The sequence below is a fragment of the Hoskinsella mucinilytica genome (assembly GCF_045223415.1).
Lineage (GTDB): Bacteria > Bacillota_I > Bacilli_A > Erysipelotrichales > Erysipelotrichaceae > Hoskinsella > Hoskinsella mucinilytica.
The window spans coordinates 1-23,631 of sequence record NZ_JBEQZJ010000028.1 but is presented as its reverse complement, the minus strand read 5'-3'; the positions used below and the strand labels follow the sequence as shown (position 1 = coordinate 23,631).

The 23,631-nt window shown below is 35.0% G+C and carries 15 protein-coding genes and 1 riboswitch; all 15 genes read right to left on the bottom strand.

What is annotated here, in order from left to right; translation table 11 throughout:
• Positions 1 to 4 precede the first annotated feature (4 nt).
• Positions 5 to 442, bottom strand: coding sequence for a hypothetical protein (locus UGRO018_RS11240; RefSeq protein ID WP_416326581.1), 438 nt, complete (start codon positions 440 to 442; stop codon positions 5 to 7).
• Between the two features lie 4 nt (positions 443 to 446).
• Positions 447 to 1,652, bottom strand: coding sequence for a BTAD domain-containing putative transcriptional regulator (locus tag UGRO018_RS11235; RefSeq protein WP_416326580.1), 1,206 nt, complete (start codon positions 1,650 to 1,652; stop codon positions 447 to 449).
• Positions 1,653 to 1,883: 231 nt separating this feature from the next.
• On the bottom strand, positions 1,884 to 2,381 hold the full coding sequence (locus UGRO018_RS11230) for a signal peptidase I (RefSeq protein ID WP_416326579.1): 498 nt from the start codon (positions 2,379 to 2,381) through the stop codon (positions 1,884 to 1,886).
• On the bottom strand, positions 2,368 to 2,547 hold the full coding sequence (locus UGRO018_RS11225; protein WP_416326578.1) for a hypothetical protein: 180 nt from the start codon (positions 2,545 to 2,547) through the stop codon (positions 2,368 to 2,370). The genes UGRO018_RS11230 and UGRO018_RS11225 overlap by 14 nt, the downstream gene beginning before the upstream one ends.
• A gap of 117 nt (positions 2,548 to 2,664) precedes the next feature.
• Positions 2,665 to 3,300, bottom strand: coding sequence for a SipW-dependent-type signal peptide-containing protein (locus tag UGRO018_RS11220; RefSeq protein ID WP_416326577.1), 636 nt, complete (start codon positions 3,298 to 3,300; stop codon positions 2,665 to 2,667).
• Positions 3,301 to 3,636: 336 nt separating this feature from the next.
• Positions 3,637 to 4,233, bottom strand: coding sequence for a signal peptide protein (locus tag UGRO018_RS11215; RefSeq protein WP_416326576.1), 597 nt, complete (start codon positions 4,231 to 4,233; stop codon positions 3,637 to 3,639).
• A gap of 1 nt (position 4,234) precedes the next feature.
• Positions 4,235 to 7,489 carry a DUF7601 domain-containing protein gene (locus tag UGRO018_RS11210; protein ID WP_416326575.1) on the bottom strand — a complete coding sequence of 1,085 codons (3,255 nt, stop codon included), beginning with the start codon at positions 7,487 to 7,489 and terminating at the stop codon, positions 4,235 to 4,237.
• A 195-nt stretch (positions 7,490 to 7,684) separates the two neighbouring features.
• Positions 7,685 to 8,320 (bottom strand): TasA family protein, encoded by a 636-nt coding sequence (locus UGRO018_RS11205; protein WP_416326574.1) that lies wholly within the window; start codon positions 8,318 to 8,320, stop codon positions 7,685 to 7,687.
• Between the two features lie 161 nt (positions 8,321 to 8,481).
• On the bottom strand, positions 8,482 to 8,973 hold the full coding sequence (locus UGRO018_RS11200) for a signal peptidase I (RefSeq protein ID WP_416326573.1): 492 nt from the start codon (positions 8,971 to 8,973) through the stop codon (positions 8,482 to 8,484).
• A gap of 139 nt (positions 8,974 to 9,112) precedes the next feature.
• Positions 9,113 to 9,964 carry a MucBP domain-containing protein gene (locus tag UGRO018_RS11195; protein WP_416326572.1) on the bottom strand — a complete coding sequence of 284 codons (852 nt, stop codon included), beginning with the start codon at positions 9,962 to 9,964 and terminating at the stop codon, positions 9,113 to 9,115.
• On the bottom strand, positions 9,948 to 10,661 hold the full coding sequence (locus UGRO018_RS11190; protein WP_416326571.1) for a hypothetical protein: 714 nt from the start codon (positions 10,659 to 10,661) through the stop codon (positions 9,948 to 9,950). Before UGRO018_RS11190 ends, UGRO018_RS11195 begins: the two co-directional genes overlap by 17 nt.
• 24 nt (positions 10,662 to 10,685) lie before the next feature.
• Complete coding sequence (locus UGRO018_RS11185; protein WP_416326570.1) at positions 10,686 to 11,324, bottom strand: hypothetical protein; 639 nt, start codon at positions 11,322 to 11,324, stop codon at positions 10,686 to 10,688.
• Between the two features lie 121 nt (positions 11,325 to 11,445).
• Entirely contained in the window at positions 11,446 to 12,759 is a 1,314-nt protein-coding gene (gene thiC / locus UGRO018_RS11180) for a phosphomethylpyrimidine synthase ThiC (RefSeq protein ID WP_416326569.1), read from the bottom strand.
• An 87-nt stretch (positions 12,760 to 12,846) separates the two neighbouring features.
• A riboswitch (TPP riboswitch) is annotated at positions 12,847 to 12,953 on the bottom strand.
• 31 nt (positions 12,954 to 12,984) lie between these two features.
• Positions 12,985 to 17,973 carry a diguanylate cyclase domain-containing protein gene (locus UGRO018_RS11175; RefSeq protein WP_416326568.1) on the bottom strand — a complete coding sequence of 1,663 codons (4,989 nt, stop codon included), beginning with the start codon at positions 17,971 to 17,973 and terminating at the stop codon, positions 12,985 to 12,987.
• A 157-nt stretch (positions 17,974 to 18,130) separates the two neighbouring features.
• The gene (locus UGRO018_RS11170) at positions 18,131 to 23,569 is read right to left on the bottom strand and encodes an MBG domain-containing protein (RefSeq protein WP_416326567.1); all 5,439 of its coding nucleotides are present in this window, start codon (positions 23,567 to 23,569) and stop codon (positions 18,131 to 18,133) included.
• Positions 23,570 to 23,631: the final 62 nt, after the last annotated feature.

The following is a 23,631-nucleotide window of genomic DNA, read 5'->3' as shown; positions in this document are numbered from 1 at the left end:
TCTGCTATTTGTTATTTTGAATCATTTGCGTCAATACTTTCATCAATTCCACAACACCGTAAAAATCGGCGATTTTTTTAAATTGATCATCCATAACACTTCCTTGCCAATTCGAAAACTGTCTGGTCGATACTAAGATTACACCGGTAAATAAAGAACCCTTCCATTTGATATCTTCTTCTTTCACCTCTTTCATGTGTGCTCTGGCAGTAAGAAAATCCTCTTTTTTAGGTTCTTGACGAAACGAACGTTTCGATTGAAAAGATTGTGGAAAGTCTATCCTATCAAACAAGGCATCTGCCTGTAGGATCAATTGATCAAAATCATAAAACTCATGTATCTGATGATCCGCATGAGAATAAAATCGACCGGATAATGTGACATCATCCCCTTGATCAATACAGATCCACAACATATTCATTGCCAATCTTCTTTTTTCCATATACTTACACCAAATCCATTTCCTTTAGATCCCATAACAATTTCGCATGATATCTAGTTGCGATACGATAGAAGTTTTCTTCAATTCGCTCCAAAGCTATCAATCCTCCCTCATAATCACAGGTTGGTAATAAGATAACATATTGTGTTGCACTATATCTAGCCGCAACATCTCCTGCCCTCAAAGATGAGGTGATCACTGCTTTTAAAGTATCCATGGCCATATCACGAAAGCGACGATATGCGTTGCTTTGTAAAGGTAGATCTAAAGCGGATTCTATCGTCAACAAACCACAATATACCGCAATACCAAGACGTTTTGCCTGTCTTTGTTGTAAAGAATAGATTTCCTTAAACACCCCATATTCACAAAAATATGCCCCATGCATCTGTTCCTTGGTATGTTCTAGATCCTCTTGTATCTTCAAAAGATCATATTGTTCATTTTTTTCTTCCTTCAACATTTCTTGATACAAATCTTGCATCTCTTGTGATGGCTTTGTCCCAAGTTGAGAATACAATAAATTGCTCGCAATCTTATATTGATCCTCTGCTTTCTGTCGTTTTCCCGACAACATATAAGCCCTCATCAATCCGATATGAATTTGTTCATCTAATTCCTCATGCTTCAAGGCAGAGATACACAATAACTCCATCTTTTCATATTCTTGCACTTCTTCATATAGCTTTATCAGCATTTTGACACAAGAAATATATAAGGAATGATAATAAGTCGTTTGTTGTAAGATCCAATGCTCACTTGCAAATTTCGGTAAAAAATCCCCGGTATATAATGCCAATGCCTCTTCCAAAACGTTTATTTTTTCCAAGGTATCTTCCATCTGTTTTGCACAGTTATATTTTTCTTCGAATACTTCCGCATCTATAATAACTTTTTTCTCTGAATTCCACGCATAAGCACCTCTCAACGTTTTGATAAAATCCGTTTCACCTAACGTGTTTTTCAGGATCGTCCTTAATCGATAACACAAATTTTTCAATGCACCAACAGGATTGTCACTTTCTCCATCTTTCCATAATACATCACATAAATCGCTTGCGTTGATGACGTTTTTACGATTACACAATATATATGTTAATAGCTTTACTAACATGTTTGAACGGATGGTCTCATCACTTAGAACTTTTCCATTGATCTCCATTTCAAAATTAGAAAATAATTTGACATGTATCTCTTCTTCATGTTCCATCTTTTTTTCAACCCTTTCCACCGTAATCCTTATTATAGTATCACAAAAAAAGTTAAAATAAAAATGTTATCCATTCTTTTACTTTCTATATTTTGACTCATTTTAAACAAATCTCTTATGAAATTTGTAAAAAAATCTTATCCTTTCCTTTTTTTTGCTTTTTTTCTTGAAATTTCCAATTTTCGTAAAATATAAAAAAAGACATTCTACGTTCAAAAATGCCTCTTCATATTACCTTTTTACGTCCTTTTTCCATTTCCATACAAAATACCATAACACCATGATCATGATCAATGTAAACGTACATACTGCCATACCTAATGCAGACACGATCCATAAATAAAGTGTTCCAAGAAACGGTATGCTTACCATTACTTTACCAAGCAAACGTTCATAGCTGACCGGTATCGCATCAGCTTCTTCATTATGATCGCCTTTTGTCACAAAGGATGCATTATTTTGATCATTCAACACTACTCGATGGGTTGCGACAGCATTATTTTGTACACTTGTTTTAAAGGTAATCACATCTCCTGTTTCAACCTCTGATGGTTGACATGACTTTACATACACAACACTACCAGTTTTGATATGAGGTTCCATACTATCACTTAAGATACCATATGGCTCATAACCAAACACTTTAGGAACAATGAAGGGTGAAATACAAAGAATCAATAAAAGAAACATCACATAGGCAAGAATATTACAATACTTAATTTTCTTCATCATCACTCACCACAGAATCGATCATTTTGATCATTTCTAAAGCACTACGAAAATGCTTTGTTTCTTTTTGATCTACCCATGTTAGCTTTCCTTGCCAGCTATGATTTACTTGACTTTTTATTTCTACGATAAACGTAGCACCATCATTCTTCTTCATTTCCTTCATTGTACCATCCCTTTTTCATATCTATTCTATAGAAGCACAGTCACATCAAAGTAACATCACCTAAATTATTACAAAAAAAGCGATATCGTTGCGATACCACTTTCAAATCATTATAGATTATTTCAACAATGCCAAACCTGCTTTTTGTACATCAGTACTATAGCTTAATGCACCATCTACTTTTTCAGCCTGTACTGCAGAAGCTTTGATCACGATATCATCAGCACTTAAGTCTGCTAATTCAGTTACATCGCTTACTTTTACCTTTGTAAATAAAGCAGTTAATGTCTGATCTTTATCAGATTTTGTTACTAACGTTGGATCTCCTCCGTTTTTAGCATATACATAATATGTTGTGTTACCTTCTTTACTAACTACTTTCCAGTCTTTACTTAAATCTACAATTTCAACATTGCTTTTTGCTGCATCAATAGAAGCAAATACATAGCAATCTACAGAATTAGCTGTTACATCGATTGTTGGATTCTTTGTCAATACTTCATTAGCTACAACATTGTTATAACTGTTTCCTGCATTTGTGCCAGCAACCACTTTGTCAGTTTTGCTTGGAATATGTGTATCTGAATCAACTTTTGTTTCCCATAAATTAATATCGATACCCTTTTCAACGAATGTAAATGTATTTGTCAAGACATCTGTAGTGTCACTTAAATAAGCCAATGTAGCTCCTGTGCCGATAGCACCAACCAAACCTAATGATAATAATAATGTCGCAATTCTCTTGTTTTTCATATTTGTATCCTCCGCTTTTTCTTTCTTTTTGTTTGTTTGTTTTTACTCTTTATGAAAGAGGGTCCTTCCTCACCTGGGATTGACGTCTGATCTCTAAGCATTTTAGATACCATCTCTCATAACTAGTAGAAGTTTTATTCAGGATGAAGGTCTTATTACCCTTCCTTCATCTTACACTTAAAGTATATAACCTTTTGGTCACACAAAAGTAATATCAACTTCATTTAAACTTTCTTCTTATATGACCATTTCTTATCATGTGACAAATAAATGACATCACATATAAAAAAAGTGAAGCAATTGATTCTTACATCAAAAGCTTCACTTCTTAACTCCTTAATTTCCTTTATACAACGCCCATATTTTATTCGCTTTATTTTGATTATAAAGATTGTTGTTACCCAATGCTGATAATGTTTCTCCATCTTCATTCCATACAGTTGCTTGTACTGCCTCCTGATATAGCGTGATTTGGAAATCCTTCACATCTTTGAATTCCTCAATGATCTTTCCATCTTTGATTAGACCTTTGACCTCTGTGAACAATGATGTAGTACTCTTGCCCGGTTTTACAACTCCTTGATAATACCAGAAGCCATCTGCTTTATTATAAACCCAAGTTTTACTATCATAATTGATAGAGTTATTTTTCACTAAAAATTCTTCGATCTTACTAGGAGAAATGGTCACTCTCATTCGAATGATGCTATCATTTTTCCCTGTGTTTTTAACACTTGGATTTTTATGAATTGTTGTATCAATGGAAGGATCTTCTTCAATTACCGTTGTAATTTCACCTACCGTAAAGGTGTTTCTTAAATTTGAAGTATTCGCCTTTAAATATGCATACGTCAAACCAACCGTCGCTAGTGCTAATACTAGGAAAAGAGGTAAGATAATTTTAATTTTTGCATGTGTTTTTGATAACTTCATCTTACTCTACCCCCTTTAATACGCTAGATAGCAACATTTTTCCTCTTAATACCATTTCAGGAAGTGACTCTGTGAAATTAAACTTAACATCTTTTTTCTCTTCAGTTACTGATGCATTTTTTGTTAATTTTTTTTCAATTGTCACACTACCATCTTCATTCACGGTGAAGAAGTTTTCTACAACATCGGTATGAGAGAAATCATCATCATTCGTTAATTTATTTGTATATTTAACTTCTGCACCTTCTGGATATACAACTTTTACAGATTGTTTCACTTCAGATGTACAAGTATATCTGATGGTATCCAATTCTTCAACAGTTGCTGTTCCTAATGGAAGATCTTCAATCACGGTTTCCTTAGTATATCCATCGCCTTCTTCAAATCGAAGGGTACGATAATATACATTTCCATGACTATCAGTGATCTTAAATGTGAAGATCGGACCACCAAGTGGATAATCTGCATTATCAATGGATTTGATGATCTTCAAAGAACCTAGCTGCTGTTTATTGGTTATCGTCACAACTTGATCCTTTATCTCTCCAACAGTAACAACATAGCCATTTCCAGCATCATCAACAACAATTTTATCTCCGATTTTAGTTTCTTTTACAGAATATTGATTGACAATATAGTTTCCATCTTTTAGACCGTAATAGTCTAAATTTTCAAAGGTATGCGTCCAGTTACCATTTTTATCAGCTTTTATCGTTGCTGTTTCACCGGTTTCTACACCGTTTTTCAAAAGCTCAACGGTAATAGAATCTGGTCTGGTTTCTTCATTATCTCCAACCCATGCTTTCTCTACTGTTAGAGATGTCTTTTTGTCAGTATCCAGTGTATTGACCATCTGAACATCAATGTTTCGAGCATAAGTCATAACTGAGAAACTTTCCCAAGCTGAACCAGAGAAGGATAATGTTCCTTGTGCATCATCTGGTGTATATTCAACACCATTTGATCCATATACGAAATTTACTTTATTTGTTGTTAATTTGCTAGTTAAATTCAATTTGTTGATTTCATTGATAACTGCTTGTTTCTGGCTATTGTTTAAGTTTAAATCTACAGCTGTCCAAATAACGTATTTGTTATTGGATTTTGCTAATACTAAGTTATTTTCTCCAATACGATATTTCAATGATTTTTGAACACCAACGTCTTTAGAAACCACTTTAATATCTTTTACACTATTACTTTGTGTTACACTAACTTGCTGATAGCCATCCGGATATTTCTCTTCCACTACATATTGCTTGTTACCATCAAGCCCATTCCATGTTTTATTCCAGTTATTTTCTGCATTCAATACATCTTTATCTATGGCTTTATCTGTAGTATCCACCTTACCATTCTGATCAATATCTTCATATAAAGTCACTTCAATACTTTCTGGTAAATCGTATTTTTCAGAATTTTTCCAAGTCTTTGTAACACTAACACTTGTTTTATCATCTTTGATATCTATTTTCTTATTGGTAACGGTCACAGAACTATCACCTGCAATTTTACCATATGCGAATTCTGTTTCAGCATAGTCACCTGATATTTTATCATATGAATCACCGCTTACGTCATAAGAAGGAAGATATGTTCCATCTAATACCTCTTGTACTTCAAAGCTTGCGCCATAAGGTAAGCCTGAAATAGATGCGGTTTGATTTGCTTTTAATTTGATAATACCGTTTTTTGCCTGTATATATTTAGATTCTCCTATATTATAGGTACCGTCATAAAGTTCGCCATTTAACTTTAACTGAATCAAGAATTCTTTATCTGTATCTGTTTCACCTTCTGCTAATTGCTTTTTGATATCTAATTCTGCAGTTTCTTTTACAATATTCTTGAATGTCAAAGAAGATTCTTCATCAACAGATACCACACCTGATGATGCAGCTTTTTTATAACCGACAAGCTCACCTTGACTATCTTTTATTTCAACTTTCGTTTCATTTACTGTTACTTTATAGCCTTCCAGAGAAGCACCGATTTCCGTTACTTCATAATACTCATTTGCATAAAAGCCTTCAAACACTGCACTTTGTCCATGTCTTAATGTAAAATTACCATTACCATCTGTTGTTCCTTTTCCAATGGTAGTACCGTTTGCTTCAATCGTATAATCTGTATTTACAAGATTTTCACCTTGTTTTTTGATATTGAATTCAAAATCAATATTTTGGCCATAATTTACACTTTGACCTTTTTCTGTTTCTATCTCCTTTGTGACGATAACAGAATTCTTAGGAATGGTAGGAAGATTAAACTTTAATTCACAATTTGAAGCATAATTTCCTCTTTCTAAATAAAAGAAATCAATGGTATGCTGGCTATAATCCCCAAAATCTTCCTTATTCAATTGTTTATCTTTTTGCTCGTTACCATTTACCCTAACTACTCCAGTTTTGAAGTTAATGGATCCGCTTGTTGCATCATGAATACCACCTAAATCCAATACTAGCTTTCCATCAATAAATACCCAAACATCATCATCTCCGGAAAATTCAAATATCATATCCTTACCATCAATCTGCCCTTCTTTAGGTTGATAGAAGGTAGCTGACATTGTTAAACCAAAATAATGATTGGCATTATCAGCACTTAAATAACGATATCCTGTATTTGTAGTACCCAAACTTTTTTTCAATATTTCTGTATATTTATCAAAAGGATAGAAAACTTTTAAGCCTGTGTTTTCATAAACATTAAATGTTTTTTGAGCAGTATTTGCTTCTGCATAACTTTTATTACTATCAAAGATATAATAACCATCTTTATCTTTCGTAAACAGATGATCCATATCACTATACGTTTGTTTTCCCTCTGCTTGCTCAGTTGTATCAAACAGATATGATAAAGATTCACCGTTTTTATTTAATCTTGGATAACCTTTTTCATCTAACTCATTACTAACAATGTTTTGTCTTGGACTTTTACTTCCTGTATAATCATTCATTGGTAGACGTACATCCGTACTTGAATTCATAAAATTTCTGAATTTCATGATATGATCTTTATTGATACCAACATTATTCAAATCACCTACATTTTCTGTATTTCCTGTTGAATAGTCAAAAAGATTCAACGTGATATTATCTTTTTTATTACTAACCGTATCTAATTGACCACCTGTAGCATACGTTGTAGCCTCATCTTCTTGTGCATATAACAGATTGCTATTCATAGTTGTAAATACCATGAGTAAGCAAATCATTGAGATGACATATTTATAAATTTTTTTGGTATTTTCCATGATGTTCTCCTTTCAGAGTACCTTTTTCACTCATTCATTCTAACAAGGTATCTGTTGTTTTACTATTTTTACATGTATATGATAACATCAAACAGTCACGCACTGGTCACAACCATTTCTTTTTTTATTACAATAGAACAAAAAATAACCGAAACATAGAAAAAGAGACGATTTCTCGCCTCTTCATAAGTTGTTTTACTTGTTATAAGTTTCAGGTGTGATGCTTGTTCCGTTTTCAAACCATCCATAAACACCATTGTTTGTGCTAGGCTCGAAGTTCGCAGCCTGGATTGCTTCTGCACTTACCAAGATACTAAAGCTCTTATCCGCCATTTCATTGCCCCAACCTAATCCAGGAATCGTAACAGTAGTAAATAACTCAACAGATTGTCCGGCTTTTAAAACGCCATCTTTTCCATTACCTGCATCGCCTACATAATAGAAATATCCATCAGATTCTAACCAATCATTGGTATTGATATTTAAATAGACATAGCTTCCATCCTCATTTTTCGCAAGTAATAAATTTGCATGTTCCTCATCAAGACCTTCAACTGTAATTTTTGCTCTTACATAAGAATTTTCAGATCCCTGTTGTACTGTGATGGTAGGGTCTTTTACAATTTCATCGCCTGGTTTTACATTTTCAATTTTTCCTTCTGTATCATTACCTGGATAATTAGGTTCTGTTAAATCAATATCTACATGTCCCATTGTAATGATATTGGTTGCTGAATCCTGATCAGTAAAATAAGCAAGGGATGCTCCTACACCAATCAATCCAACTAATGCCAAACTTGTTACCATAACTGTTAATTTTTTCTTATTCATCTTCATCTTCTCCTTTAAAAATTTTATCGTTTCTTTCTTTTTACAATACCAGTTTATAACGAAATGGTAACAACATGGTCATACCAACTCTATTTTTGATTTACATAATAAAAGAGCATTCCCATAAGTGAATGACACTTTCATGGAAATGCTCACAATGTTTATTCCTTCTTTTTATCCTTTTCCACAACTTCTGGAAGAAAATTCAAGATCAATAATACAAAGACAACACCACAAGCAACTGCGATACCGATTGGTGTTTTGATATAAACACTTAAATAACCTAAGAATGGAATAGACAAAGCGACTTTTCCTATCACATTCTGATAGCTAACAGGATCTCCATCCTCTACATTATTTGCATCTCCCTTAGTAGTGAAGGATTGATGCTCCTTATCTATTCCTTGAATACGATGCGTTACTTTGGTATTACCTGATACAGTGAAACTAATGATATCACCTGTTTTTAAATCATCAAAAGGAACTTCTTTTGCATATACGATCGATCCTACAGGGATACCCGGTTCCATACTACCACTGATGACCGCAAAGCTTTGATAACCGAATAGTCCCGGTAACAACAAAGCTGAAGCAATGATCAACAGGCATACAATGATGACACCAATGAACGCATTGCATATTTTCTTTAACATAACATTACCTCCACGTATATTTCTGTTTCTATTTTCTCACACAACGCTTTCATAATCAAGGAAAGCCTTGTGATACCTATCCTTTTATGAAAGAAACACAGCTATCAAGTTTTATTTGACAGCTGTGTTGTTTGATTTCTTATTCTTCTGCTGCTTGTTCTTTATTTTTCTTAACGAAATAGAAGAACACCAAACCACCAAGAAGGATGGCTAATCCACCAATACTTGCAATGGTAGCATAACTTGGTCCTCTACCATCAGATTGTGGTTGCTCGTTGTCAGGAATATCTACTTCATCCTCATCACCTGGTTCATCTTGTCCATCATCTTGTGGCTGATCATTATCGGGAATATTTATTTCCGTTTGATCGCCTTCAGGATTTGGCGTTACAACCGGCGTATTATTTGGGGTTTGTTGATTTTGAACCTGGTTGATTATTTCTTCTTCGGTTATCGTTTCATAACGAATGACTTCGTTAGGATTGGTTAAAGTATAAACAAACTGAATTTCCATTTCATTGGTTAAGGTAAAGGTCTGTTCGCTTTGTTGATACGTATATCCGGCTACTGTTTTCGCACGTTCCGTAATACTACTGCCTTGTTCTCCAAGCATTGTTTTCGGAGTTGCGATATCTGTTTTATTTTCATCTACATAGCGTACGGTATAAGTAACACCATTGATCACAACACCATATTTCGCAACATAAACTGTTTTTCCACTTACTTTTGATCCGACATCAGGAAGTTCTTTGTTCCATCCTTTGAATACATAGCCTTCTTGTGCAGTAACAACCGGCTCATCCGGGAAAACATCATTTGTTGATAAACGATAGGAAACTTCTTTTTGACCATTGACCGTGCCATGAGCACCGGCCTTAAACACGATTTCATATTCAGCAGCTTGAATCTTTGTTATGGTGACAGGAAAGAGGAACATACATGCCATCAATAATCCTGTGAAAGCTTTTATTATGTTATGATACTTTTTCATGCTCCTCATCCTTTCTTTTTCTTAATTTTGAAACTACCAATAGAATCAATACAACGATACTTGCTGTAAATAAGCCAAGGATCATACCGATGGTCGTCGTATCACCTGTATTGACACCGGGAATCTGATTGATTACCGGAATTTTCTTTACAACGGTTACGACCTTTTCAATCGGTGTATTTTCTTCATATTCCACTGAGAATATTAAATTCAACATACCTTGTGTATTTTGATAAGTATTATCCATAGAATCTCCATCGACTTTGATCTTCATCATCACAGTTGTGGATTCTCCTTGTTTTAATGTCTTTAATAAATAATTGTTTTCAAGAGATTCCATATTGCTCTTGTTCATACCACCGATTTTACCTGTATAGAAGGTTTCTCCATTATTTGAAAATTCGATATCATATGCGATTTCTTCATTTGCGATTCCTTCACCTAGTGGTTTGGTATATTCGCTTCTTACATAAAACTTCATTTCTCTGTAATCTTCATTTGTCAGTTTGATTTCCTGTAATCGTTCTTCACCGGGAGCCATATTTTCATATGCACTGTTTTGTTCATACGTAATGAATTTCTCACTGTCTCCCTCAAAGGTCAAGCCCATGTTTCCATCAGATTCCTCAGCGTGAATCGGTGTTAGAAACATCGCCATGGCTAGGAAAGCTACAAGGAAGTATTTATTCTTTTTCATTCTCGTTCCTCCTTTATCAAATCATCAATCATCTACGGATAAGATGTTTCCATCTGCATCCAATTCGATATCAGCTCCCCATTCAGATAAGACAGCGTCTGTTCCGGAAATACTTTGTACTGCATCGACTTCTAAGGTTAACGCAATGCGATAATCATGATAGGTTTCATCACTCAGTTTTGAACTGATCTTAATTGCGTCCATCAGGTTCGTAGAGATTTCATTTGCTTTGATCGGTAAACGATAATAGAAATACACATTCTCTGAATTAGAGTTTTCAGCATCATCTTTGATGATCCAATTCTTTGTATCCTTGGTATTTAATGTAATCAAGGAAGCATCCGCATCGGGTAATTTAGTACCAATAGCATCTTCCCAATATTTCGTTGCGGTTACTCTGACATAAAGGGTGTGATCCTTTACGTTTTTGATATATGCACTGCTATCGATTTCATCACCTGGCATCACAGATGCAATCTGTATACCATCTTCGGTTTTCACAGCTTTTTCATCTTGACTATCTTGCACTAGCTCAATACCTAAGCTTCCCGCACTGATATTAGCGCCAACTTGCGTTTCCGCATGGAAGAATGCCATGGAGCCTTGATAAACCAGAAATAGAAGCAGAAAAGCTGCTGTTGTAACCATTACTATTTTCTTCATAGGATCATTTCCTCTCATTCATTTAAAGTTTCTTATCAATTCTATTCTTAGTATAAAGTATCACAGTAACAAAATAGTCACACGAAATTCATATTTTTCTCATGCATGAAAAAAAGAAGCACTAGGCTTCTTCCTCCATGATCGTTACATTTTCTCCATTTAGTATCTTATTCATATTACGAATCGCACACATTTTTCCACACATCGTACAAGTATCTTCTCTTTCCGGTGTGCTGTCTTTACGATATCGTCTTGCTTTTTCCGGATCAATGGCAGTATCAAACATAGCTTCCCAATCAAGATTTCTTCTAGCTAAGGCCATCTTATGATCCCAATCGATTGCCCCTTTGACACCTTTGGCAACATCTGCCGCATGTGCCGCAATCTTAGATGCAATGATTCCCTCTTTCACATCATCTACATTCGGTAAACGTAAATGTTCTGCAGGAGTTACATAGCATAAAAAGCTAGCACCATAGGTTGCCGCAATTGCTCCGCCAATGGCCGCAGTGATATGATCATAACCCGGTGCGATATCGGTAACGATCGGTCCAAGCACATAAAACGGTGCTCCTTGACAAATGGTATTTTGAATTTCCATATTAGCCTGAATCTGATTCAATGGCATATGACCAGGTCCTTCAATGATGACCTGTACATTCTTTTCCCATGCACGCTTTGTCAATTCACCAAGGGTAACCAATTCTTCAATTTGTGATATATCACTTCCATCCTCAATACAGCCCGGGCGACATGCATCCCCAAGACTTAAGGTAACATCATATGCTTGGCATATTTCCAACACTTCCTCATATCGCTCATAAAACGGATTTTCGTTTCCGGTAAGTTCCATCCAAGCAAAGATGATAGAACCACCACGAGATACAATATTGGTGATCCTTTTATTTTCTTTAAATCTTTGCGCAGTTCGTTTGTTGATACCACAATGAATCGTCATAAAATCTACACCATCTTGTGCATGCATACGAAAGACATCGATCCACTCCTGTGTCGTGATATCCTTTAATGCCTTATGGTAATAAACTACCGCATCATAAATCGGTACGGTTCCTATGATTGCAGGACATTCTTGTGTCAATTTCTTACGAAACGCTCTTGTATCTCCAAAAGAGCTTAGATCCATGATTGCTTCTGCGCCCATATCGATCGCATGATGAACCTTTTCCATTTCCATATCAAGATCCAAACAATCCTTGCTTGTTCCAAGATTTACATTGATTTTCGTTTTCAACATTCGTCCGATTCCATAAGGTTTTAAACAAGTATGGCGCTTATTCGCAGGTATGACGATTTGTCCTTTCGCTACATAAGTTAAAACATCTTGTATATCCATTTGTTCATAAGCAGCTACAGCTTCCATTTCTTTTGTGATGATATGCTTTCTAGCGGCATCCATCTGTGTTGTGTAATTCATCTTCATCCTCCTCGTATATGCAAAAAAAGCTGTACGCCTGCTACGGTGTTCAGCTTTTTTTAAGTTCTCTATCGTGGTTGTATCTATCCTAAGTCACAATAAAATCCCTTCGTCGGCATTATCCGTATCAGGTTCATTGGGTCAGGATCGTAAAGATCCAATCTCAGCCATCATCGGCACCCCATTTTTTGTACGTGTTTATTAGACCACAAAACAAGGAATAAGTCAATCTTTATCAAAAGATTGCTCATAGATACAGGATTGATGTTTTCCTTTTGTTTTTGCTTCATATAAAGCTTTGTCCGCATGTCGATACAGGTCATAAAAATCAGAACCATGTTGAGGTGCTAAAGCGATTCCGATCGATAATGCTATCCTTTGATCGCCATGTCCGTTTTCTTTGATACTTGTTTGAATATCATTGATCAATTCATGTAAAGCATCTAAATCATTGGTATGGGTAAAGATCAAAAACTCATCTCCACCTAATCTACAGAATACATCCTCTTCCATCTTTATGACCTTTTGGATACAGGATGCGACCATTTTCAATACATGATCGCCTATGATATGACCATAACGATCGTTGATATGTTTAAAATCATCTAAATCAATCATCAACAAAGCCCAATGTTGCTCTTGCTTTTGAGCCAATGCATTTTGAATCAAGATTTCGCCCATTCTTCGATTATAAATACCGGTCAACGAATCAAATTGGGCATATTTCTTTTCCTCTAACGCAAGCTCTTCTTTTTCCATTTGCTCACTCACATCTTGAAAATAACCGATGGATTTCACAAACTGTCCCTCATCATCATAAATCCTTTCACAAGTCATCTTGAGCCAAAGCTTTTTTTCATCATATACAGAAAGATCCACAATGGTCTCGCTCACATCTTCTTGTTGTAGATTTTCCTGCAACAAAGATAAGAGATGATATGTCTTAGGTAAAAACCGCTCTTTATGCTCCATCTGTTCCATAAAATGATCCAATAGATAATTGCCATGAACTTCTACCATCGTAGGTGGTATGACCTCACTGATTTGACGCAATGCTTCTTTGCTCATGGATAAGCGATCTTTTTTTACATCATATTCCCAAACATCAATTGCGGCTTGATGAATGATACTATCAAACATTTGTTGAGAAATTTTCAATTCTTGATCTTTTAATATCGTTGCTGTTGCATCGATCATAATACCATAATAAAGAGCACCATATGAGCTCATTCCACAATAGGTTGCTTTCATATGAATGTATCTTGTGGAATGATCTTTCGCAAGTGATCGAAATACGATATCCAAATCTCTTTGTTCTTTTATAGCATGTGCCACCGCATCTTTGACCATCTTACGATCTCTTGGATCTGTAAAATAACTACCCTTGGTTCCTATGATCAGTTGTTTATACTCTTCATTTTCATATCCCATCACTTTTGCCAGGTTATAGCTATGATAAGTAAATTTCATACCCTCAAAGCTAAACACATCTCCTGGAGTATTCGCTACGATTGCTTCGATCTTTTCCTGCATATGAATCAGATCATCTATATCTTCAATGATTCCGGCATAGTAGCTTTCCTGTTGATGTTGGATCAATCTGGTCTGATCTCTGACCCACATCGTTCCATTGTTTGTATAAATACGATATTCCGCAACAAATAAATCATCACTTTGATTTTTTATATCATCCACCTTCGTGAGCTTCTCACGATCCTCAGGTACGACCATATATAAGTACTTCATTTGAAAGCGGGTTTGTAAATCTTCTCTGCTAAAACCCAGCATGGATAAAAAGCGATCCGATACCGTTCTCAAATCAAATTCCGGTGTCTGATAACATTGATGATATCCTCCGGGCACAAGAGAATTCAATAAAGTAACATCCTCTCTTGCCTCTTGTAACATCATTTGAGTATTGGTCGTTTCTGTAATATCGATACAACAAGATATGATGGCAAGTCTTCCATCCTCTGCCTGCACCACTCTTCCTTTATCAATGACCCAAAGCCAACTGCCATCTTTACAAAGCATTCGATAACGTGTCGTATATTCCAATCCTTCATAAAAGGATCCTCCGATATCTTTCGCAACACTTGCCCTATCATCCGGATGTATCGTATGTTCCACAAGTCCGTCAATATGATCATACATATCTTGATAGGAATCATAACCCATCAACTTAATGATTTCATCATTTGCAAAATATAAAGGGAAACCCGCTTCACAATATCCGCCGATCATACCTCCAGGTACAGATTGTGCAAATAAATAAGCTGCATTTTCTTTATTCTCTTTCGCCATCATCTTCGATGTCGTGCTAGGTGCCACAATTCCCAAAATATTCTGTAATACTGTTTGTGATTCTTTCAATGCTTCCTCTTGTTGTTTCAAACGTGTAATATCTGTCCACAACTGATTATAAACCTTAATTCCATCTTCTTCTCCGATATCATTGATATGCTGTTCGATCCATACCACGGTTCCATTAGGCGCAATGGTTTGCAATTCCATATTGCCTTCCTTAGCCCAACGTTTCGGTGATTGCATTAGTTCGATCACATGATCCTTTTCCTTCCAAGGTAAGATAGATATCGCATCTTTACTCTCTAAAAAGGCTTTATAAGCATCTTTATCCATTCCATACTGTTCATATAGACCACCACAAACAACACGCCTGGAAATGACCTTATCATCCTTCACTCTTAACTCTACGATATTACCTGGGATAGAATTGATCAAAGCTAACATATCTTTTTGAAGCTTCATCATTTCGGTATCATCTCTTACAGCCCCATAAAACAGTTTCTTATTCCCTTGTTTTCTAAGATAGAAGGCACGAAGATGCATCCACATCATTTCACCATTCAAACGATAGCGTCGAAATACACCACTTGCCTCTTGGGTAGGTGATTGCTGCGCCCGTTGAAAAATTCCCCATACGATATCCACATCATCAGGATGTACTTGTTTGATGATTTGATCTTGACGTTCAGCCAGATCCACAGAATTACATCCCGTCAATCGATAATAAGAATCATTGACCATTTGTATAGATAAATGATGGTCATCTCTGATTTCATATAAAGCAATGCCACCTAAGATATTACTGAGCATTGCCTCACTTGTAATATCTCTATGAAACAAATCATGCAATCCGATCGTCGGCAATCGTTTTGCCAAGATTCCTCTGGTATCAATTAACAATTCCTTCGCAAGCAATGCTTGAAATTCAACTTTCGGCATAGGTTTATAAAAATAATACCCTTGCATATATTCACAATCCAGATGCAATAGATTATCCATCTGTTCCTTTGTTTCCACACCCTCCGCAATCAATCTTAAGCCAAGCCATTTCCCTATTTGAATAATGGATTCTAAAATACCGTTGCTTTTTAATGCACTGTATTCCGTAACTTCCAGAAATTTCATATCGATCTTCAAGACATCTATCTCAATATCTTTCAACATATTCAAAGAAGAATATCCACTACCGAAATCATCCATCAAGACCGTAAAGCCAAGTGTCCTTAATTCAGATACCGCATCTAATAAACGCTGATAATCTTCTGTATACACACTTTCCGTAATTTCAATTTCAATCATCTTAGGATGTAATCCATAGGTCGCAATCAATTCGGAAAAAACCTGATCGATGCGATACTGATAAATATCCATACGAGAAACATTGACTGAAATCGGTACGATTGCCAAATTCCGTTTCATACGATCTTGTTGAAAACGACACACTTCTTCCCAAACATAATAATCCAACTTAGAAATAAATCCACTGCTTTCTAAGATCGGGATAAATTCACTTGGTGGAAGAATCCCTTTGCTCGGATGATTCCATCGTACCAATGCTTCCGCACCGATGATACGCTTGGTTCTGGCACTACATTGCGGTTGATAATAAATTTCAAATTCGTGGTTTTCTAGTCCACGTTTTACCCCAAACAATATCTCTTGATTATTAGCCAGCTTTTGCGTCATTGTCGTATGATACGTCGCTACTCTTTGTGCATAATTACCTTTTACACTATCCAAAGCAAGCATCGCACGATCACACATCAAGGTTACAGACATTGTCTGATCTTTGATCAAATAAATACCGGCAGCAGGTAAGAATTTCACATCCTTATCATAGTTCTGCATCCAAGTAATGATCTCTGATTCCAATAAGGAACCCACACATTGAGATCGTGGTAATAACATCACAAAATCATCCCCACCAAAACGAGCCGCAATGCCCCCACAATGATGTACTTTATGTCTGATCTGATTGGCGATATAAATCAATAACTTATCCCCTTCTTTGGTACCATACCAATCATTAAACAACTTAAAATGTTCAATATCGATACATACCATCCCAAAGCTTTCATCACTATGCTGAGCTAAGTATTGTTTTACCTGTTTTTGAAAAGCCAAGGTATTATACAACCCTGTCAAAGGATCCAATATTTGAAACAATTGATCCTCCATTTGTTTATGACCGATCAAATATTTCCTATCAGAATTAACAATAAAGCATAAATACACATTTTCTTTCAACCTCTTTTGTCCGGGATTGATATAAAAGGAAAACCAATGATACTCTTGATCCTTACCTAATAGACGAAATTCTTCTGACAGATAACCAAGCTTACTTACCTTTAATCCCATTACAGATACATTCCAAAAATCAAGAAACGCTTTTTGATCCTCCGGATAAACCTGATGAAAACAAATTTGTTCTATCAGTTGTTGTAACTTTCCTTTGGTTTTATATGTAGTCTTATGTTCATCATGATATAAAATTTCATACGTATCATAAGATGTATCAAATTCCATCAACCCATCATATCTCACATTTTCATTCAAATGGATAAACATCTGACGCTTAGGATTAAGCAATCGATGAACATATAGAAGCATACATTCCCCTTCGTTCGGCCATTGAATTGGAAGACTGGTACACTCTACCCAACATTGCCATTTTTCATGATAGATCAACTTCCGTATTCCACCGACGTTCTCTTTTATTTTCACAGGACATGTAGGACAAGGCTCTTTTCTTCCATGAATTTCCTGATAGCACAAAGAACGTTCTATCTGTTCATCCATCACCGTTTCACATCCTATATCCGCATATACGATTTGATGATGCTTATTGATGATATAACTTCCATCTTGTTTTACTTCCGCACTACCTTTGATCGTTTCATCCATCATCGATCACACCTCCTGTATGAAATATTCTCACACACCCAATATGTTAGCGTTTACACCTTTTATATAAGTATAACATACTCTCACTTGAATTGACGATTTTTTGCATACATTAACAGAAAGCTCAACCTGTCATCCAACAAGTTGAGCCCTCATGATGTTATTCATCCTTATGTTTCTTCCCTTTCCACATTGTAGCGATTCCAGCTAACATAGCCATCAGGATTGCCCTAAATCCATTTACTGCTATTCCTCCTGTATCTTTGATTACTCCTTCATCACTTCTTTGTTTGGTATAAGTCTTTATGATCGTTCCCGTATAATTCCCTTTCATCGTGATGATAACGGTTGTCTTATCCCCATCAATCTCTGTTGTGATATCATAATCGATTCCTTCTACCAATACCTTTTCCCCATCTGTCAATCTTATATCTTCTAAGTCTTTATCTGTATCGATCGCTGGTACCTTTACTTCACTCTTTGGTTCGATCACAAAGGATACCACTTCACTTTCTATTCCTTCATAATCTTCACTATCTTCCACAACTGCCTTCACATACCATGTTCCTGCATTTGTTGGTAATACATCTGTATACTCTCCATCCATACGATCACTATACAAATATCGAGGTGTTCCAAATAAGAATCCAACTTGAGCTTTCGATGGTGTTTCTCCATATACCCAATCCTTCATTGACAAAGGTACGATTAGTTTATTATCAGCCTTAGTTACATTCAGATTTACTTTGATTCCGGTTACTACCTTATAATTCGTATCCTGTGGTGTATAAGTTATGATAACTTCATGACTTCCTACACTTCCTACCATTTCATCTGGTTCTACCCAAGTAAATCCTGTTGGTAATTCCACATCTTTTAGACTTTCTCCAAAGGTTGCCTGTAACCCGGTTGGTATCGTATAGGTTGGTTCTGCTTGTAATATCTTAAAGCTAACGATCGTATCCAATCCTGTATATTCTTTTGAAGCGATGATCGTTGCTTTCATATACCATGTTCCTGCAGTTGTAGGAACCTCTGTCGTATATACACCATTTGGATCATTACTATACGTATAAACGACATCCCCATATTCTGCTTTTGCACTTGGCTTACTAGCATCTTCCTGATAGGTCCAATCCTTGATAGATGGTTCTTTTACCCAACGATTTTCTGCCTTTGATAACGTCACAGACAAACTACATTCTACATAATGTCCATCCTTATGATAACCTGATACCTTACTATAATCATAATTCTCATCATCTACTTTCACATATGCTTGATAACTTGTGCTAGCATCTGTCAATTCCTGTGTGCCATCTGCCCATTTCCAACCTTCCGGTAATTTCACACTAGATAATTCCTTATGATATACACCACTTAAATTCTGAGGTAACACGATCGCAGGTGCTTCAGCTTTTTCGATTTGGAATGCTTTCACTTCTTCTAAACCTTTGTAATTATCTGTTTCTGATACGCTTGCTTTCACATACCATGTTCCGGCATTTTCAGGTACATCGCTTTTAAATACACCTGTTTTACTATCACTATACGTAAAGCTAACAGTTCCATATTTCGATGTTGCACTTGGCTTAACAGGACTCTTTCCATATGTCCAATCTTTGATATCTAGTTCTTTTGTCCAACTATTTTCTGCTTGTGATATTGTAAATTCTTTAGCGATTGAGCTAGCCTTCTTGTAATTATCATCAGAAGCCACTGTAGCAGTTACACGATAAGTTCCTGCATCTGTTGGTGCTTCATTGATACTTTCCCATTTAGAATCACTCATTTTCTTTTCCCAAGTATAGGTTACTGCACCTGAACTTCCCTTTGTAGTAACTGTTGGTGTTTTACTTACAGCAGTACCATTATAAACCTTATCTAAAGATTCAGTCACAACGATAGAACTTTCTGCTTTTGATATCGTAAATTCTTTAGTTGAGCTAGCCTTCTTGTAATTATCATCTGAAGCTACAGTAGCAGTTACACGATAAGTACCTGCATCTATTGGCGCTTCATTGATACTTTCCCAATTAGAATCACTTGTTTGCTTTTCCCAAGTATAGGTTACTTCACCTAAACTTCCTATTACACTAACAGAAGGCTTCTTATTTACATTAGATCCATCATATGTTTTATCTAATATTTCTATAATAGAAATCGTACTTTCTGCCTTTGAAATCGTAAATTCTTTAGCTGTTGAACTAGCCTTCTTGTAATTATCATCAGAAGCTACTGTAGCAGTAACACGATAAGTTCCTGCATTCATTGGTGCTTCCTTTATACTTTCCCATTTAGAATCACTTATTTTCTTTTCCCAAATATAGGTTACTGCACCTGTACTTCCTGATGTAGTAACTTCAGGTGTTTCATTAACAGGTTTTTCATCATATGTTTTATCTAAATTTTCCTTAATCTCAATACTACTATCTTTCTTAAACGTGATATTTAACGTAACTGTTAATTTCCGATTCACACTATCTGCTGTACCACAATCATATTCATAAACAATTGGGGTTTCTGCATTATAATCACTAACAATCCCTGTTTCTGAATCATAAGTTGCGCCACTTATGATGGTAATTTTGTTTAAATCAATTCCAGCAAAATTATCACCGATATTAAATGTGTCATCTACTTTGTTCAAGTCTATTGTTACGGATGTTGGTATGGATAAAGTGATTAATCCTGGATTTGCCCCTAAATTCAAATAAGCTAGAGGAGTGTTGTGGCAATCCAAATCTTTTAAATTAGTATTATTGCTGACATCTAAACTAGTGATATTAGTATCAAAGCAATACAACATACTTAGATTAGTAGCTCCACTTACATTTAGATTTTTCAAGTTTTTATTGTTAGCGCAAACCAATTTTTCCAATTTCTCATTACTACTAACGTCTAAACTTTCAATACTAGTATTATCGCAACACATGAAAGTCATATTAGTAAATTTCGCAATACCAGTTAAGTTAGTAATATCTTTTTTACCTGCAACATCAATCATCTTTACATTAGCTATTTCTGTAGCTGATAACATATCATCACCATTAGGATTGATTGTTTTATCTTCTTTTAAATATTTTCTAAATGCTTCATCTGGAAAATTAGTTTCATTAATTTCTAAGCTAGTTGAATAACCACTTAGGTACAAAGTTACTGTTAAAGTTTGTTTTTCACCTTTTACCATACCACAATCATATTCATACACAATTGGTATTCCATATTCATATCCACTAACGATTCCTGTTGCTGAATCTAAAGTTGCTCCACTTTGAATAGTGATCTTGCTCTTATCAATACCTTTTATTTTATCTTCAATTTTAAACGTATTTTCTGTGACATCTAAATCCAACATCACGTTTGATGTGAAATATAGTAGTGTGTTCATGTTTGTGCCTAGATTTAGATAAGCAAGAGGAGCATTCATACAATTTAAAGCTATTAAATTATTATTATTACTAACATCTAAACTAATGATACTTGTATTAGAACACTCCATTGTGTCTAGAGCAACTGCACCACTTACATATAAAGTTTTCAAGTTTTTATTATTTTTGCAATACAAGGTTTCTAAATTGGTATTATTATTGACATCTAAATTACTAATGCTTGTGCTTGAGCAATCCAAGTATGCTAAAGCAGAAGCACCATTGATTTCCAAAGCTTTCAATTCTCTATTGTTACTGCAGTCTAAATTTCCTAACTTAGCATTGTTGCTGACATCCAAACTGGTTATGCTCGTACCATCGCAATACAAGTTATCTAAATTAGAAAAATACTCAATACCAGTCAAACTTTTAATGTTTTTGTTATTAGATACATCAATCATATTTACTTTAGCTATTTCTATAGCTGATAATATATCATCACCATTAGGATTAATTGTCTTATTTTCTTTTAAATATTTTCTAAATGCTTCATCTGGAAAATTAGTTTCATTAATTTCTAAGCTAGTTGAATAACCACTTAGGTACAATGTTACTGTTAAAGTTTGTTTTTCACCTTTTACCATACCACAATCATATTCATATACAATTGGTCTTTCTGCAGTATAACCACTAACAATCCCTGTTTCTGAATTTAAGCTTGCTCCACTTTGAATTGTGATCTTGCTCTTATCGATACCTTTTATTTTATCTTCAATATGAAACGTATTTTCTGTGACATCTAAACCCAATATTACATTTGCTGGAATTTGTAATGTTGTTAAACTTGCACTTGTTCCTAAATTTAGATAGGCAAGAGGAGTATTGATGCAAAATAAGTATTTTAAATTGTCATTGTTACTGACATCCAGACTAGTGATTGCTGTACTGTAGCAATACAAGGTTGTTAAAGCAGAAGCACCATTTACTTTCAAAGTTTCCAGTTTTGGATTGTTGTTGCAAAACAAAGTTTCTAACTTAGTATTGTTGCTAACATCTAGACTTGTAATTGCCGTCATGTCACAATTCAAAGATGTTAAAGCAGAAGCACCATTGATTTCCAAAGCTTTCAATTCTCTATTGTTACTGCAGTCTAAATTTCCTAACTTAGCATTGTTGCTGACATCTAGACTTTCGATTCTCATGTTGCCGCAATACAAGGTTTCTAACTTAGCATTATTGCTGACATCTAGACTTTCGATTTCCGTGTTATTGCAATACAACCATGTTAGATTAGAAAAATATCCAATGCCAGCCAAATTTTTAATATCTTTGTTTTCAGAAACATCAATTTTCTTTATATTTGCTATCTCTTCTTGTGTAATGAAACCATCTGTTCCATAATCTTGTTTCTTTAACCAATCTCTGAATCCTTCATCTGGAAAATTTTGTTCATTGATTTCTATACCAACCTTAACGTTCAATGTAACCGTTAACGTTATTTCTTTATCCTCCACTATACCACACTTATATTCATAGACAATAGGTGTTCCTTCGGTATAGTTACTTACGATACCAGTTTCTGAATCATAATCTGCTCCACTTATAATGGTAATCTTACTCTTATCAATACCATCAAATTTATCTTCAATATGAAACGAATTATCTGCAACTGCCAAATCTTTTGTTACAGATGTAAGCATATTTAAATCAGTAAATCCTATATTTATCCCTAGATCCAAATAGGCAAAACTTATATCCGTACAATACAAGAATACTAATTCTTTATTTTCACTGACATTCAGACCACTAATGCCAGTATCAGAACAATTCAACAATTGCAAAGCAGAAGCTTCCTTTACATTTAATGTTTTCAGATTTTCATTATTACTGCAAATCAAGGCACTTAAAGCAGTATTGCTACTGACATCCAGATTACTAATACTCGTATTAGAACAATCCAACGCTTCTAAAGCAGAAGCCCCCTTTACATTTAATGTTTTCAGATTTTCATTATCATTGCAATACAAGGTTATTAAAGCAGTATTGCTACTGACATCCAGATTACTAATACTGGTACTAGAACAATCCAAATATACCAAAACAGAAGCTCCCTTTACATTTAATGTTTTTAAATTTTTATTATTATCGCAACCTAACTCTTTTAAATTAGTATTGCTACTGACATCCAGATTACTAATACTGGTACCAGAACAACGCAAATATAGCAAAGCAGAAACCCCTTCTACATTTAATGTTTTCAGATTTTCATTATTATTGCAATATAATTCTA